The 14,552-nt window shown below is 58.7% G+C and carries 16 protein-coding genes; 5 read left to right on the top strand and 11 right to left on the bottom strand.

All coding sequences use genetic code 11. The features are described from left to right. Window positions 1-134 precede the first annotated feature (134 nt). Entirely contained in the window at window positions 135-839 is a 705-nt protein-coding gene (locus HL671_RS22810; RefSeq protein WP_172238856.1) for a helix-turn-helix domain-containing protein, read from the top strand. Between the two features lie 74 nt (window positions 840-913). Here HL671_RS22810 and HL671_RS38450 read toward each other — a convergent pair whose 3' ends face one another. Genes HL671_RS38450 through HL671_RS22825 form a run of 3 tightly spaced genes read right to left on the bottom strand, consistent with a single transcriptional unit; the run spans window position 914 to window position 3,302 of the window. After that, window positions 914-1,093, bottom strand: coding sequence for a universal stress protein (locus HL671_RS38450; protein WP_172239034.1), 180 nt, complete (start codon window positions 1,091-1,093; stop codon window positions 914-916). Continuing rightward, the gene (locus HL671_RS22820) at window positions 1,077-2,888 is read right to left on the bottom strand and encodes a PHA/PHB synthase family protein (protein ID WP_172238859.1); all 1,812 of its coding nucleotides are present in this window, start codon (window positions 2,886-2,888) and stop codon (window positions 1,077-1,079) included. Before HL671_RS22820 ends, HL671_RS38450 begins: the two co-directional genes overlap by 17 nt. 12 nt (window positions 2,889-2,900) lie before the next feature. Further along, complete coding sequence (locus HL671_RS22825; protein WP_210264037.1) at window positions 2,901-3,302, bottom strand: hypothetical protein; 402 nt, start codon at window positions 3,300-3,302, stop codon at window positions 2,901-2,903. Window positions 3,303-3,462: 160 nt separating this feature from the next. Between HL671_RS22825 and HL671_RS22830 the strand changes: the two genes are divergently transcribed. Then, a complete protein-coding gene (locus tag HL671_RS22830) occupies window positions 3,463-4,299 on the top strand; it encodes a universal stress protein (protein WP_172238863.1) in 837 nt (278 codons plus the stop codon). Between the two features lie 251 nt (window positions 4,300-4,550). On the opposite strand, the gene HL671_RS22835 is transcribed toward HL671_RS22830, so the two are convergent. Continuing rightward, a complete protein-coding gene (locus HL671_RS22835; RefSeq protein ID WP_172238866.1) occupies window positions 4,551-5,000 on the bottom strand; it encodes a c-type cytochrome in 450 nt (149 codons plus the stop codon). A 329-nt stretch (window positions 5,001-5,329) separates the two neighbouring features. Here HL671_RS22835 and HL671_RS22840 point away from each other — a divergent pair, with 329 nt between their 5' ends. Then, window positions 5,330-5,617, top strand: coding sequence for a LysR family transcriptional regulator (locus HL671_RS22840; RefSeq protein WP_246579432.1), 288 nt, complete (start codon window positions 5,330-5,332; stop codon window positions 5,615-5,617). A 113-nt stretch (window positions 5,618-5,730) separates the two neighbouring features. Here the strand turns inward: HL671_RS22840 and HL671_RS22845 are convergent, their stop codons facing one another. Genes HL671_RS22845 through HL671_RS22855 form a run of 3 tightly spaced genes read right to left on the bottom strand, consistent with a single transcriptional unit; the run spans window position 5,731 to window position 7,118 of the window. After that, window positions 5,731-6,195 (bottom strand): SRPBCC family protein, encoded by a 465-nt coding sequence (locus HL671_RS22845; RefSeq protein ID WP_172238869.1) that lies wholly within the window; start codon window positions 6,193-6,195, stop codon window positions 5,731-5,733. 10 nt (window positions 6,196-6,205) lie between these two features. After that, on the bottom strand, window positions 6,206-6,658 hold the full coding sequence (locus HL671_RS22850; protein WP_172238872.1) for an SRPBCC family protein: 453 nt from the start codon (window positions 6,656-6,658) through the stop codon (window positions 6,206-6,208). A 43-nt stretch (window positions 6,659-6,701) separates the two neighbouring features. Beyond that, on the bottom strand, window positions 6,702-7,118 hold the full coding sequence (locus tag HL671_RS22855; RefSeq protein ID WP_311991705.1) for an ArsR/SmtB family transcription factor: 417 nt from the start codon (window positions 7,116-7,118) through the stop codon (window positions 6,702-6,704). A 157-nt stretch (window positions 7,119-7,275) separates the two neighbouring features. On the opposite strand from HL671_RS22855, the gene HL671_RS22860 reads away from it, so the two are divergent. Together HL671_RS22860 and HL671_RS39175 are read left to right on the top strand one after the other, a co-directional pair. Beyond that, window positions 7,276-7,626: an iron chaperone gene (locus tag HL671_RS22860; RefSeq protein WP_246579425.1), complete on the top strand. Its 351-nt coding sequence runs from the start codon at window positions 7,276-7,278 to the stop codon at window positions 7,624-7,626. Between the two features lie 90 nt (window positions 7,627-7,716). Continuing rightward, complete coding sequence (locus tag HL671_RS39175; RefSeq protein ID WP_172238878.1) at window positions 7,717-7,869, top strand: helix-turn-helix domain-containing protein; 153 nt, start codon at window positions 7,717-7,719, stop codon at window positions 7,867-7,869. A 265-nt stretch (window positions 7,870-8,134) separates the two neighbouring features. Here HL671_RS39175 and HL671_RS22870 read toward each other — a convergent pair whose 3' ends face one another. The 4 genes from HL671_RS22870 to HL671_RS22890 form a co-directional block, all read right to left on the bottom strand. Then, complete coding sequence (locus tag HL671_RS22870) at window positions 8,135-8,938, bottom strand: COG4705 family protein (protein WP_172238881.1); 804 nt, start codon at window positions 8,936-8,938, stop codon at window positions 8,135-8,137. A 917-nt stretch (window positions 8,939-9,855) separates the two neighbouring features. Beyond that, a complete protein-coding gene (locus HL671_RS22875; protein WP_172238884.1) occupies window positions 9,856-12,525 on the bottom strand; it encodes an ABC transporter permease in 2,670 nt (889 codons plus the stop codon). Further along, window positions 12,522-13,943 carry an ABC transporter ATP-binding protein gene (locus HL671_RS38030; protein ID WP_210264039.1) on the bottom strand — a complete coding sequence of 474 codons (1,422 nt, stop codon included), beginning with the start codon at window positions 13,941-13,943 and terminating at the stop codon, window positions 12,522-12,524. Before HL671_RS38030 ends, HL671_RS22875 begins: the two co-directional genes overlap by 4 nt. A gap of 1 nt (window position 13,944) precedes the next feature. After that, window positions 13,945-14,535: a hypothetical protein gene (locus tag HL671_RS22890; RefSeq protein ID WP_246579812.1), complete on the bottom strand. Its 591-nt coding sequence runs from the start codon at window positions 14,533-14,535 to the stop codon at window positions 13,945-13,947. Window positions 14,536-14,552 lie beyond the last annotated feature (17 nt).

The following is a 14,552-nucleotide window of genomic DNA, read 5'->3' on the forward strand; positions in this document are numbered from 1 at the left end:
AATGGGCACGGCTTTCGATGATCTATGGCGACACGTGAACGTGGGCCGGAATGTTCTGGCATCGGGACTGCCGCGCGGCCTACGACATCGCGGCCCAGACGCGCACCTGGCCGAGAGCATTTGAGGATAGTTTCATGTTAGCCAAGGCTAAGGCCTCCCCCGAGCGATGTTCGGTCAACTGCTTCGACGACTGTTCATTGCCTCAGGCACAGACAGTCGCACGGAAATCACGTGAGATCGACGAGCCCATCGCTCGAATGGGAAGGCTGGTGCATTACCGACGAGGTGCGGAGATCTTCGGGGAAGGTCAGCCAGCCGAATACATCTATCGAGTTGTAAGCGGGGCGGTTCGAACATCGAGAATTCTGAACAACAGCCGCCGTCAGATTTGCCAATTCTATCTGCCGGGTGACTATTTCGGCTTGGAAGCTCAAAACGAGCAGCCTACCTCCGCGTTCGCGGTCAACGACACCCAAATTCTGGTGACCAATCGCCACATGATCGCAAAGCTGACCTATCGCCGCCGCGATCTAACGCAGCAGCTCATGGAAATCGCGAACAAGGAAACCAAGCACCTCCAGGATCAGATACTCCTGCTGACGAAGACTGCCGAGGAGCGCATCGCCTGGTTTTTACTCCAGATGAGCCAGCGCACGGATTCCGCTAACCTCGTCAACCTTCCGATGCCTCGTCAGGACATCGCAGATCATCTTGGTTTGACAATCGAAACCGTTTCCCGGACCTTGAAGCAGCTTGCAAGAACCGGCTGGATAAAGCAGTTAAGCTCGCGCCGCATCCAACTCGTCAAGCTAGATGCGCTCACGCGCCTGGTTTCCTGACGAGCCAGACCCCTCGGTGGTTCGTACCTGACTGAGAGAATCGGCATGGCGGCGACCCGAAGGGGGACGGCGCCTCAATGCGACATCATCACCCAGCAAGGTGGGTGCCCAAGGACGGCGTATGTCGCGCCACCCATTATGAACTCCTGGAGGCGGGAATGGCGATAGGCACCCATCACCAGAAGATCGGTTTGGTGGGACTTGACGTACGCTTTCATGGCGTTCCCGTTGTCCATCTCAACGTTGCAGCACATATTGACCAGGTGCTTCCGCAAGCATGCTCTGCTTCGGTCCGCCCATCGGCGGTGGCGCAACGGGCGCGCCGGAGTGCTGGCTCAGAAAGCTCACCCATTCCGGCCACCACGAACCCTCGTGTTTTGTCGCATGGCGCAGCCATTCGTCGGGGCCGAGATATGGCCCATCAGCCATTTTGCCGAGGACCTGATGGGTATGCCCCACCTCGTCTGGCGGTGCGACGATGCCAGCGTTGTGGCCGCCGCTCGCCAGCACGTAGGTAACGTCGGCGTCGGCCGCGAGGTAGTTGATCTTGTAGGTCGATCGCCACGGCGCGACGTGATCGCGCTGCGTGCCGACAACGAACATCGGGGCATGCAGGTCGGACAGCGAGACCAGGTCGCAGCCGGCGCAGTAGCGGCCCTCTGCCAGCTCGTTGTTCAGGAACAGCCGGCGCAGATATTCGGAATGCATCCGGTAAGGCATCCGCGTGGCATCCGCATTCCACGACATCAGGTCGTTCGGCGCAGAGCGCTCGCCCATTAGATAGGCGCGGATCGCACGCGACCAGATCAGGTCGTTGGAGCGCAGGATCTGGAACGCGCCCGCCATCTGCTCGGTGCCAAGCACGCCGCGCTCCCACATCATGTCTTCGAGGAAAGCGACCTGACTCTCGTTGATGAACAGCGTCAGCTCGCCGGCTTCCGTGAAATCGGTTTGCGCCGCCAGAAGGGTCAGCGAGCGTAGGCAATCCGGCTGCGCCGTGGCGAGATGTGCGGCGGCGATCGAGAGCAGCGTGCCGCCGAGACAGTAGCCTGCGGCATGGATCGGCTGCCTTGGCATGATCGCGCTGATCGCGGCAATCGCTGCGTCGACGCCGAGCTTGCGGTAGTCCTCCAGGCCAAGGTCACGATCCTCCTCCGTCGGATTGCGCCAGGAGATCATGAAGACGGTAAATCCCTGCCCGACCAAGTAGCGCACCAGCGAATTGTGCGGCGAAAGGTCGAGAATGTAGTACTTCATGATCCACGCCGGCACGATCAGCACCGGCTCGGGCCGGACTTCCGCCGTCTGCGGCGCGTACTGGATCAGCTCGATCAGCCGGTTGCGATAAACCACCTTGCCGGGCGTGGTCGCCACATCCTTGCCGACAGCGAATGGTTTGCGGTCGCCGCGCGCGTCCGACCCGAGCAGGGCGTGGGCGTCCTCGAGCCAGTTGTGCAGGCCCGCGGCTAGATTGCCGCCGCCACTTTCCATGGTTTTCCGCCACACCTCCGGATTGCTGCAGGCGAAATTGGACGGCGCCACCATGTCCAGACATTGCCGCATCGCGAAGGCGGCAATCGCTGCATTCGACTGCGACAGTCCGCGCACGCCGGAGGCGGCGGAATGCCACCATTGCTCGGCGAGCAGGAAGGCCTGCGCCATCATGTTGAAGGGCGGCAACTCCCAATCGGATGCCGAGAAGCGGCGTTCGGCGGGCGCCGGCTCGACCAGCGACCAGGGCGCGAACTTCGCATTCGGAAGGATCATCGCTTCAGCGAAGCGATAGGCGCTGCGCGCGGCCTCGCCCGCGAGCGCCAGCTGCTTGCCGGGCGATGCGGCCAGATGCAGCTCCCAGTCGGCAAAGGCCAGCGCCAGCGCGGCCGGCGAAACGCCGCCGGTGAAACGCGCGAGGTTGGCGTGCACCGAGCGGTCGATCGCCTCCGCAATCGACGGCGACTCGAGCGGCGTACACGGACATGGCCCTTCTGGCACAACGGAAGCCTGCGCGGGAAATGGTACGATCTGATGGATGGCGGGCCTCGGGTTCATCGTCGTCACCCCTCAGTCGAGGCCAAAGCGGCGCCGTCCGAACGCGATGATCTCGCGGTCCGTCGGATGGTCGCTGGCCTCGCCGTGCAGCTGGGTCGCAGTCAGGTCTTTGCGATTCTCCTGTAGATACTGCAGCAATGCTCCCTTTTCCGTTCCGGGCCCAATGATCAGGATCTCGCGGCAGAACCGCAGGGACTCGGCAACGGTCGGCAAAAAGCTCTTGTCTTCCCGGACGCGGCCGGAGCCGATGACATTGGCCTTGTGATGCAGATGAGTCGAGGAAGGATGGGCATGCACGACCACCTCGCCCATTCCGGTCCGACCCATCGGAAAAATCTTCGCGGTGAGGTGATCGATCCAAACCACGGCATAGGCGTGTTCGACGTCGGTCAGTTTGGCGATGGCTTTGCTCATTGTTGTTTTCCGTCCTTGAATTGGCGTCGCAAGAAGCGACCGCATCCATGGAGCAAAATTTAGGCTTTTGGCATCGCTGGTGTTTGATTTGGCTCAATTCTCCGCATGCCGACAGAGCTAGAAGAAAACCGACGTGCAAACTTCCCGGATGGAGAGGCACATGTATAAAAATCTTCTGGTCAACATTCCCACGGAGTGTTCGCCTCGGCCCGTGAGCGATGGCGCAATCTCGCTGGCGGCACGCTGTAAGGCCCAGCTCGATGCCGTAGCGGTAGGACATGAAGTCCCCAATATGCCGTTTCTCGCGGAGGGAGGCGCCGCGGTCGCCACGATCTCAAAGGTCGAACACGAGATGGCGCTGGAACGCGCCCACGCCGCGCTCAGCATATTCGAGGCGGAAGCCAAGGGCGCCGGCGTCGTCTACAGCTGCCGCGCCATCACTGAGCTACAGGCCGAAGCAGCGGCGATCCTCGGCGCTACCGCGCGGCTCTATGATCTCTCGGTCGTTGCGCAGCCGGATTTTGGGCGCGACAGCTTTGACAGCACCCTCGCCCAAGAGATTCTATTTCAATCGGGCGGCCCAGTGCTGTTCATGCCCCACATCTTCAGAGGCTCATTTAGCGCAGGACGCATCGGTATCTGCTGGGACGGCAGCCGTCTTGCCGCCCGTGCGGTGCGCGACTCCATGCCCTTCCTGGCAGGAGCCGAGACGATCACGGTCATCACCATCAATGCAGAGAGTAGCGTTCCAGCGGACGCCTCCGCCCCGCACTTGGAGCGCTATCTTTCCCGGCTCGGCGTGCCTACGAAGATCGACGGCGTGAACACGGAAAAGGCCAACATCCAGTCCAGCATCCTGTCGCTGGCGGCGGACGAAAGCATAGACCTGCTTGTCATGGGTAGCTACGGCCATTCCCGCCTGAAGGAAACCGTGTTCGGCGGCGTCACCCGCGACATGCTGGAGTCGATGACTGTGCCGACGCTGATGTCGCACTGAGGGACTGCGAACTGGGTAAAAGGGGACACATTTCCTCGCAGCGCCGATCGCCGCGCTCTTCATTGCGCGAAGCGCTCAATTTTGTCCGCTTTCCCGCCAAAATAGACTACTGTGTCGTGGAAGTGTATACCTCGGGCCAGAAGCAGAAGTCTGAGGCATCCGCTTGTGAGTTTGACTTTCAGCGCTCGAAAATAATTTTGTCGCGTGAACGGAGGCCCCCCACTGGGGGGCAAGAATCTGATGCTCGGTTGCTACTTTTGCTGAATACGACTCAGATAATCGATAACAGCGAGGACGCGTGTTCGCACGACGACTTCCGGGCTTTGCTCCGGCCCGGCCTTCTTCCAATAAGACGGATCAACATGGTGAGGCAAGTTGACAATGGGGTTGAATCGTTCCCCCCAAATTGGCATTTCACGAGTGCCGTGAGCGGGAATTGTTTTCGATCCGTATATGGTTTCATAAACAGCGTTCGTGGGAAAGACCCCGTTGTTGTTCTTGGCCAACATCGTCAAATCGGAAGGCGGCGCCTTGAGTTGCTCGCTGACAGGTCCTTTGCCCTTTCCATCCGTACCATGACAGCTCGCGCACGACGACTGAAATTCTGACTTACCGATGTCGGAGTCTTCAGCCTGAGCCGCACCAGCACACCCAGCAGTAAGGCCGGCGATCGTCAACCACTTCAGGCAACTGGTGATCATATGCTGCCCCGCCCGCAGTATCTCGGATAAATCTTACTAGCAGTCTTGGCTTTGGTTCACTTTGACGTAGGTCAATACAACCTTCATGCCCCGGATCACGACGGCGCGTCCGAGAAGGGCTTTAAAAAAGTCAATCGGAGCAGCCGATGCCGCAGAGCAACGGAATGGGGCAGGAACAGTTTCGCTGCCCATTCGCAATCCCTATCGTTCGATAGACATGATCGTACGCTTGGATTTGCTTTAGCCGACTTATGACCAACGAATTTACAACTAAGAATCGTCCTATTTTTCTGTACAACCGACGCCTTCATTTGGAAGGTGCGGATATGATGGAGCGCCGAAGCTTGCCCGGGCAGTTCAAGGGAGCACGACCTCTCGGTGTGGACTTTGATCAACTTCGACACGCGATCACAGCGGCAGATTACGGTAGCTTCCGACAGGCTGCCGAAGTCCTATCCACTAAGCAATCAACCCTTAGCCGTTCAATTCAACTACTTGAATGTAGCCTCGGAACCAGCATTTTCGATCGATCAAGTGGTGGGGTGCGCGCAACGCCGGCCGGCCGCTACTTCTTGAGGATAGCGCGCTCGATAATCGAACAGCTATGCGACACATGAACGACGTTGGCAGCTAGCGCTGCCAAAAAACGATTGCTCGGCATCTTGACGACCGGCCGACTAATGGGTGTCACCGTAATCCTGCGCGCACCACCGTAATCCCCGTAATCCCTTCATGGCATCGATTCCCCTGCGCGCACGGACTTTTCGGCAAATTCCTTGAATCTTTGCATAAAGGTCATCGTCTTCTTCTTGAACATACCCGGCGAGAGCAAAGCCATCAGCTTCATAACTAGGCTTGAGAATTTGCAGTGCGAATTGAGAACCCACCGGGTGGTGCCGTGGGTGGTTTCCGTCAAGCGGTTGCTAACGAGGTTCCAGACGCCTTCCGCTTCGTAAGTGGCGGCAAATTCTTCGGGAGGCCTGTGGACCGTGATGGTCTCTATCATTTCGAACTCGCGCTTGCCCATTCGGTGGACCTGTTTCGACTTCGCCCCGACTTCGCGTGGCGCGCCGGAGGAAATTTGTTCGAAGCTGACGAGATCGGGCTGCCAGTGCTGCAAATTGTCGGGGTCGAGAAACAGTTCTACGACTCGTTCGCGCGGCGCGTTGATTTCAAGTTCAAGCTGATAATGCATGGCTTCCTCGTTACTTGTTTGTCGCGCGTATCCGAAGCAGCTTATCCAGCTCGCCGAACATCATTCCCCAGCCGCTTTCATACGGCTCCTTGAAATCGCGATAGCAGACATGTTCGAGTGTCATCCTGCTGCCATCGCCGTCGGATTCGATGGTGATGGTTACCTCATCCACCGCGTCTGACATTTCGGGCATTGCGAAGGTGAAAGCGAGCCGGCTTGGACGCTCGAATTCGATGAAGGTGCCAATCGCGCGGTATGTAATGCCGTCGCGACGATCGACAATCTCGTATTCGCCGCCGAGGCGTCCGTCGATCCGTGTTGTGTTCATCTCACTAGTCGGGCTGGTAAACCACCATTTGCCGGCAAAATCGGGATCGAGCCAGGCGTCGAATACGTCCTGTGGCGGCGCATCGAAGCGATAAACGACGGTGGCAACCGTTTTTGGTTCCAGTCTCCGCGTCAAAGCAGCACCCCGACGAATTGGTATTTCGAGATCGATTGCAGCACTACAATTCGCCCCGCTTTCTTTTGAGTAAGAGAGCGTTCAGCGTATCAAATCGCGCGAGCCACAACGATTTCGTTTCTTCGATCCAAGCCGAAGCTTCGTCGAGCCCACTCGGATTTAGCGACAGTATATGTTCGCGTCCGATCTTCTCTCGTTTCACGAGAGCTGCGCGCTCAAGGAGGCGAATGTGCTTCGAAACGGAGTTCAACGAGATCGGAAATGGTTCTGCAATCTCTGTTACCCGCGCTTTTCCCAGGTTGAGACGCGCTAGAATTGCCCGCCTGATGGGATCGGCGAGAGCGATGAATGTTTGGTCCAATGATCCTTCTTTGAGATTCATAGCTTCCGTTTGGAGGTAAGCGGTTGCGCTAGCTAGCTCGGTAGGACGGGGTGCGTCCGACAACCCTTGACCGTCCATAAATTCCCTAATACATAAGGGTGAATGTTGCAAGCTTATGCCGAACGCTAACGGCCCGTTTGAGAAGTCGGGCCGACAGCGGAGGATGGCCTCCTAATCAGCTTGAGATGGTGGCCGCTTGCCTTGAATGTCACGCCAGCGGAAGCCTGCTCTGACCATGTTTGCTGATCACGACGCCTACATAGCTGAGGCTCCCGAAAACCTCCGACCTCTGCTGGTGCGATTGCGCGCTCAACTTGCGCGCGCGCTGCCCGACGCCGAAGAAGTCATCGCTTATAAGATGCCTGGGTTCAGGATCGGAAAGTCCATCATCGCGGGCTATGCTGCGTTCAGCAAACAGTGCGGCCTCTATCTGTTTCCTTCCGCCATCACGTCGCATGCCGACGACATTGCGGCCGCCGGGCTCAAGTCCACCAAGACTGGCGTCACCTTCTCCCCGAGCCAGCCTATCCCTGACGCGCTCGTCAGGAAACTCGCCCTGGCGTCCAGAAAAGATCAAAATCTCTGAGAGTGTCGATTGCGGGGAACCTGTCACGTGCTTCCACGGGTCATACGCTGTTGCGGCGGATGATTTTGGAGCGTTCAGAAGGCTGCAGACGTGTTGGGGGTTCGTCAGTCGATGGCTAGCCGATCCATCAGACAACTTGAGCATTTGATCGGAGTTATAACCTCTAAGAGCAAAGTCGACTCGTGGCAGAATCGTCCTCACGATGCCAAGAACGATTCTAGCAGATCGGAGTCGCTTTCCTGAGCTGAGCCAGACTGTGACTGATGGCACGTCCTTGTTGGTGCCGTCGCGCGTGTTCGTTCCGTTGTTGACTGGGTAGATCTCGATCTTTTTGTAGATCTCAATCCGTTCAAGATCGTGGGACACGAAGCGAGAACCGGCGACCGCCGGCCCCGCCAGCACCCAATAAGCTCAACCGAACTCGCATGAAACCAAATGTGCGGCGGAAGACTTTCTTTACGCGTTAAACACGAACGTGCTCAGCAGAGGGGGAAACTTCGTCGGAGGGTCACTGCACCTGTACTCCTACGTTTGGTTTTGGATGCCGTCCCGGCCTCTGCGGCAAAACCAGGACAAACACGATTATTACGGCGAAAATCACTCCCGACGCCAAAGGACGGCTCAGCGCTAGCCCGCCATGGCTCATCGGCTTGTCCAGAAAATCTCCGACCGTCGCGCCGAGCGGTCGCGTCAATATGAAAGCCGCCCAAAACAGGAACACGGAAGATATTGTGGTCCAGCGGTACAAAGCTGCCAGCAAAAGTAGCCCCGCACAGAACAAAAGGGCGCCTCCGTCATATCCCAACCCGGTGCCGTCCGCTATCCAGTCTCCGAGCGCGGTACCCAAGGTCTGTGAGAAGGTGATCGTCACCCAGTAAAATATTTCCGCTTTCGGCGTTGCGACCGTCTGAACATTTATCGAGCCAAGATTGAAATACCAAGCCGCGAGCGAGCACAATACGCAAGCGAACAAAATCGACGACCCTCCCGCGTAGCCGATACCTAATGAGCGGTCGAAAAAATCGGCCATGGCCGTACCGACTGTTGTAGAAGCTACTATGGCCGCCCAGTAGGCCCAAGCGTTGAACCTTCTCGTCGAGATTTGGACGATCACGGCTGCAACGAATACGGCGAGAAATATGCCGGTGCCGATTAAATACCCCCCATTGTGAGCATTTTTGTCGGCGTGGAGCCACGTCATCGTCACCGTATCGCCGCCCGTCTCCCCAAGCGTGGTGGCAAGTATCTTGATCACCCAGAAGCCGAGCGTCACCTCGGGAACCTTGCTTAAGATCTCGTGATTGGTTCGCATTGTGCCTCTCGCAATAGTTTGTGCGACTTGAGTTTTACCAGTTCCAAGCGGCAACTTTTGGAACACAACGCATAAGAGCACGAGAAGGTCGCTTCTCAGATTATACATTTTCGTAACATCGCTATGGGTCAGTCGCGCCATGCCGTGCGCTGAGAGATTGTGTCGTTGCGTGATGCATGCAACTTTCAACCGAAGATGCTGAAGTGGTTTCCCGCGTCGTGCTCGCTCGAAAATTTTCGATCGCGTCCACAGAAATTTGGTGATTGCCTGCTCGCATTTGGTTGCATTGGGGTCGTGCGCGCAGAGGCTCATGCGCGCGATTAATGGCCTCATCGCCGATGTGCCAGTCTGCGACGCCGCGCGCGGTTCGCTATCATCTCATCCTGCCCTCGAGGTGCTGGATCCGGCGCTTGGCGCCCGCGACTCCCAGCCTGCACTTAGGCGCGGAACTAGCCTTATCACAGCTCTGCCTCGACAGCGGGCATTAACCAACGATCAACCATATCGTTTTAAGCTTCACTTAAAATTGCCGAAGGACAGCGGCTGCTCAGTCTTTGCAACTAGCGCGAGACTGCCGACAAGGCGATCTGAGCAAGGAAGTTCACGGACGGGAGCGGCCTTAGGCAACACTTGCCACCAACAACACAACTTCAACGGAGGATTTCGTGAGCACTTCTGCAATAGGCCCGAGGCCTTCTCCCGCCGCAAATCTTATAGAGGCTTTGAAAAAATTAAAGGCAAACGACGGGGATGCGGACGATACCAAAGCAGCACAACCGCCTACCAAGACCTTCCAAAATCAGGGTGTGGGGCAGATCGTCAATCGGTTAGTATAAGCGACTGAGTATCGACACCGTCTTGCTACGTCGATCACGTGCATGCATATTTCTTGAAGTGTGAACTCGGCGGCGGCATTTCTAACCTCCAGCGCGCAATTCGCGTACAGCCCATTCTTTTGACCATACGCCCTGTACGAAGACAGCACCAACCGTCGACACGATGGCGCCGGTCAGGACGAGCACGAGATAGCTCCAAGGAATGGAGAGAATTTCAGGCGGTGGATCGAAAATCCCGCTCAGAAGTCGGACCAGCATCCAGGCTACGACCGTCCCGATCAAAGCGCCAAGGGGTAGTCCTATGCCCAGCATCACGAGTCCTTCGCTCCAGGTGAACGAACGGATTTCGGTCTGAGACGCGCCGAGCGACATCAGGACTGCTTGGGTCCTGGCGCGCTCCGATTGTCCGAGCCACAACGTCAAGCCCGTCGCCATGGCGACGAAGAAGACGGCAAATGCGAGTTCGACGGCACCGAGGGCACGCAAATCGATGGCGGTCAAGCTCGATCCGATCAGATGCGCCGCCTGAGCAAGGTCGGTTGTTTTGAGACCTGTAATCGTTCCAAGCCCATCCCGAATCGATCGCGCCAGTGCCGCAGGATCATCCTTTGCACGGACCAGCACGATTTCAGCCGCGGGATCGCCGGTTTGCGCAGCGACATAGGCTGCGTTGGCCACCAGAAAACTATCGCGCGGGGCGGTCGGAAATTCCTTCACGATTCCAACAAAGTGAAACGGAACTGTCTTATATTGTCGGTCTGCTGCACTTTGAAGACGAAGGTTGACGAGGTCGCCAAGCGAAAGCTGGAAATCGTTCACGGTTTCCTGCGACACTAGCAAGCCATCCGGCGTTTTCGCTAAACGTTTAAGCGTGGCTCTGGCGTTATGATTGCCGAAATAGACGTTGGCGATTGTCGTCGCCATGGCGATGCGCCGCGGATCGATCCCGTAGATGTCCTGCAGATCCTTGCCGACATAGGCGAAGCGATGCTGCATGGGCTCAGCCGCAGCGACACCCCGCGTTGCGCGAATTTGGTCCAGCACTGCGCCGGCTGGGGTCGCAGTGGATCCGGTCACGGTGACGTCCGCGCCGTTGGTGAGTTGTGCATCAACCAAAAGCTGCGCATTGTAGGTGGCATTGAAAATCGCCGTCGCAGCCGCGAAGGCGAAAGCGAGAGCGACGAGCGCAGTGCCAGTCGCAATTCGACCCCGTTGCCGCGAAACGGCTGCCGCGGCAGGCACTGCGAGCCGACCTGCGAGAGGGGCGAGCATCCCTGCAAGGGTCGAACGGCCAACCCGAAGCGCATAGTTGCTCACGCGCACCACAATAAGCCCGCTGCCGATCCAGAGCAACAACGGCGCGAGAAAGGCCGTGTAGTCGATTGCCGTCGCCGCCACGCCTTCTGGCGCCAGCACCACCTGATATCCCGCGCTAGCCGAGTGCCAAAAGACTGCGCCTGAAATGATGATGAGACCGACATCGAGATACGCGCGTTGCCACACGGGCTCGACTGTGGACGCGAGCCAGGCGCGGCGCGACGCAACGCTGCGTTCCCTGATATCGGCGATCGCCGGCGCGACAATGGCGGCAACGGCCAGCAGGAACCCGACGGCGCCAGCCAGGGCGAAGGATTCACGCACGGAGGCTAATCGAAGATCGATGCCGAGTGCGGTACTGGAAACTGCGCCCGCGATCGCGACGCCGAGGAAAACTCCCATGCCAGCGGTGAGGCCGGCCTCAACAAACGCAAGGCTGGAGATGTGCGCTACGCCGGCGCCCCGCAGGCTAAGCAAGGCCTGCTCGCGCCGTCGCCGACCGGCATCGGCACGGGCAACAGCGATTGTGATGAGCAACGCGAGGGCGATCCCGGGCACGCCCAAAAAGAGCAAAAGTATCCGTGCGAACAGGGCATCCTGACGCACCGCATCGAGACGCGCGGAAAGGTTATCGCCGACGATGGCTGCACCGGCGGCGCGAACCTCGAAATTTCGAGATTTGCCAGCGCTATCGAGCGAGGCGGCATCGGGCGCCGACGGCAGGCCCGATCGGTCGAGGGCAACGTGAACCTGCCATCGCGCACCACCGCTTGGCAATTGCACTGATTTTGAGAAATGCTCGCGCCATTGGTCGATGGGCAGGATCACGACATTATCAGGCGGCGCGGTAGCCGTCGGCCCCTTTGCCGGACCAATTGCCTGAAAGAGCGCGTCAGCGTTCGGTAAATCGACGATGCCATCGACTTTGACGTCGAACGCGGATCCGGCCTCGGGCCGGACCGTAACGGTATCGCCAACCGTCGCGTGCAAATTCGCCGCGGTCTGCTGGGCCAAAAGAACGCCGTCAGTTCGGCCAAGTAGTGGCCGGATTTGCCCCGGGAATGTCACTGAGTAGTCAACAGGCAGGCCGAGCACCTGTCCCGCACCGGTCGTTTGCGTCGTGTCGCCGGTCACCGCAAGGAAAGACGCGGAATCTGCGTAACCCACGCTTCGCTCAGCTCGGATGGGTGCGGACGCCGGGAGTTTGTCGATTAGTGCGGAGATATCGGCGCCGGCTGCGACCGCGACCTGCCAATCCACCGGAATGGCAGCGACTGCCCGCTGTGTCATGCTTCGCGCGCTCGATACGCCAAAGGCGCCAATCGTCCCTGTCAGCGCTGTCGCCGCAACAATGCCGATCGCGGCCAAGCCAAGGTGGCGCCACCGCGCCTTCACGATTCCTTTGGTCCAGGTCGCTACAACGGTCAAGATCATGCGACCGCCTCTTGTGGACCCCCGGTCGTCAAATGCCCGGCATCGATATTCCACCGCTCGTCCATGCGCTCGGCTATCGCAGCGTCGTGAGTCGCAATGATGAGCGCGGTGTCGGTGCCCTCGATCGCAGCCAGAAGGGCGTTCAGCACTTCCTGGCCCGTGGCATGGTCGAGTTGCCCTGTCGGTTCATCGGCCAGAACCACTTTTGGCCGGGTCACCAGCGCCCTCGCCAGAGCAACACGTTGCATTTGACCGCCGGACAATTGATCAGGAAGTTTTTCGCGCAAGTCGGACAGCGATAGGCGTGCCAGCGCCTCTTCCGAATGCATCGCGTCCGGAAACCTGAGGCCGGTGATGTCGAGCGGGACGCGAACGTTTTCGATCACAGAGAGCGCGGGTATCAACGATGGCGTCTGAAAGATGAAGCCGATCTGGGGAGGACGCAATGATGGGCCGGGATCGAGATCCGGCCAATGCACGGTACCGGCAGTCGGCTCCTCAAGACCCGCCAGAAGATTAAGAAGGGTCGACTTGCCGCTGCCGGAGGGGCCAACCAGGGCGATGCGATCGCGCGGCAACAATCGGCATGACGCAGTGACGACCGCATTGACGGGCTGTGTGGAAGTCTTGAACACGCAGCTCACGCGTCGCAGCTCGATGAATGTCTTATGCGTCCTGACCGGGCGATCGGAAATCATAATCTTTTGATTGGGTGGTGGGACCCGACTGACAACTCTGGTGTCCTGTGACACATCTGCCGTCACAATGCGACCATCCGCGATCATGACTGTGCGCGAAGCCCGCAGGCGGACGGCATTGCTGTGTGTGGCGATCAGTGTCGCGCCGCCGCTTGTGCGGCGCCGTTCTAGCGCGTCCAGAATGTGGTTTTCCGTCTCGCGATCGACCTCGGCGGTGGGCTCGTCGGCGATCAGCAGGGGCGGGTCTGCGGCAAGAGCGACGGCAAGACCAGCGCGCGCGGCTTCGCCTCCGGAAAGCGTTTGCGGCATCGCGTTAGCGCGCCCCTCAAGGCCAACCGACCGCAGTAGCCCGGATATTGTTTGGAAGTTCCGACGAGTGCCGCGCAGCTCCATCTGCAAACCCACATTGTCGGCAACACTGAGATGCGCAAAGAGATTGTCCGACTGAGCGAGAAAACCGACTGATTTTGCCCGCAACGCCGCGCGCTCGGCTTCCGGCCGCCGCGTCATCCTTTGCCCGTCGATGGTGACCATTCCGCCGTCCGGTTCGTCGAGGCCGGCGATACAGGCAAGCAGCGTCGACTTTCCGCTCCCGGAAGGACCGACAAGCGCAACCGTTTCGCCGCGACTTACCGAGAGACTCGCGCCGCGCAGCGCCCGCACCTCCGTATCGCCCGGGTGATAGAACCGGAATAGATCATCGGCTTGAAGAAGCGGCATGTCACTTCCAGTGAAACGAATCGCCCATCAGTTTCCACTGATCGACATTGTCGGCGCCAGCTGGCGCCGAAAAGGTCAGGGTTGCGAGTTTGCCCGCACCGCTGATGAGATAGCGCTCGTTTTCGAGACGCGCTTGCTTGCCGGTGACAGAATTCGGCTCTGAATTCGACGTGTAGACGAGCTTCACTGCCGGACCGGCCAGCACCTTAACGTCCTTAATCGAACTAATCTTGACCGCGCGGCCGTTTTTTTCGAGGGCTGCAGCTTCGCTGGTCTTCACCGTCGCGGCCGTCGGCGGCGTTGCCGTCTCCGACACCGTGATCTCGATCCGACCGTATTTGTCAGCGAATGATACGCCGTTCGTATCGTCTTTGCGAGACCAACCCTCCGGCACCCTCATGGAGAAGCCTAACGGCGACGTGTAGGTAATGAAGACCTGATTGTCTGGGATGTCGCCGGGCGGATTCTTTTCCGTTATGACGGGCTTTTCCTGCGCCACGGCCGGGAGACTTGGATTCACGAAGAACATCGCAATGACCAGCGGTAGTGCCCTCACCAGCCGGAGCGAGTCTTTTCCTGCCATATTTTGCATTGCAATTGCCTTTGACC

Origin of the sequence: Bradyrhizobium denitrificans, from assembly GCF_013179005.1 — a bacterium.
GTDB classification, from domain to species: Bacteria; Pseudomonadota; Alphaproteobacteria; order Rhizobiales; family Xanthobacteraceae; genus Bradyrhizobium; species Bradyrhizobium denitrificans.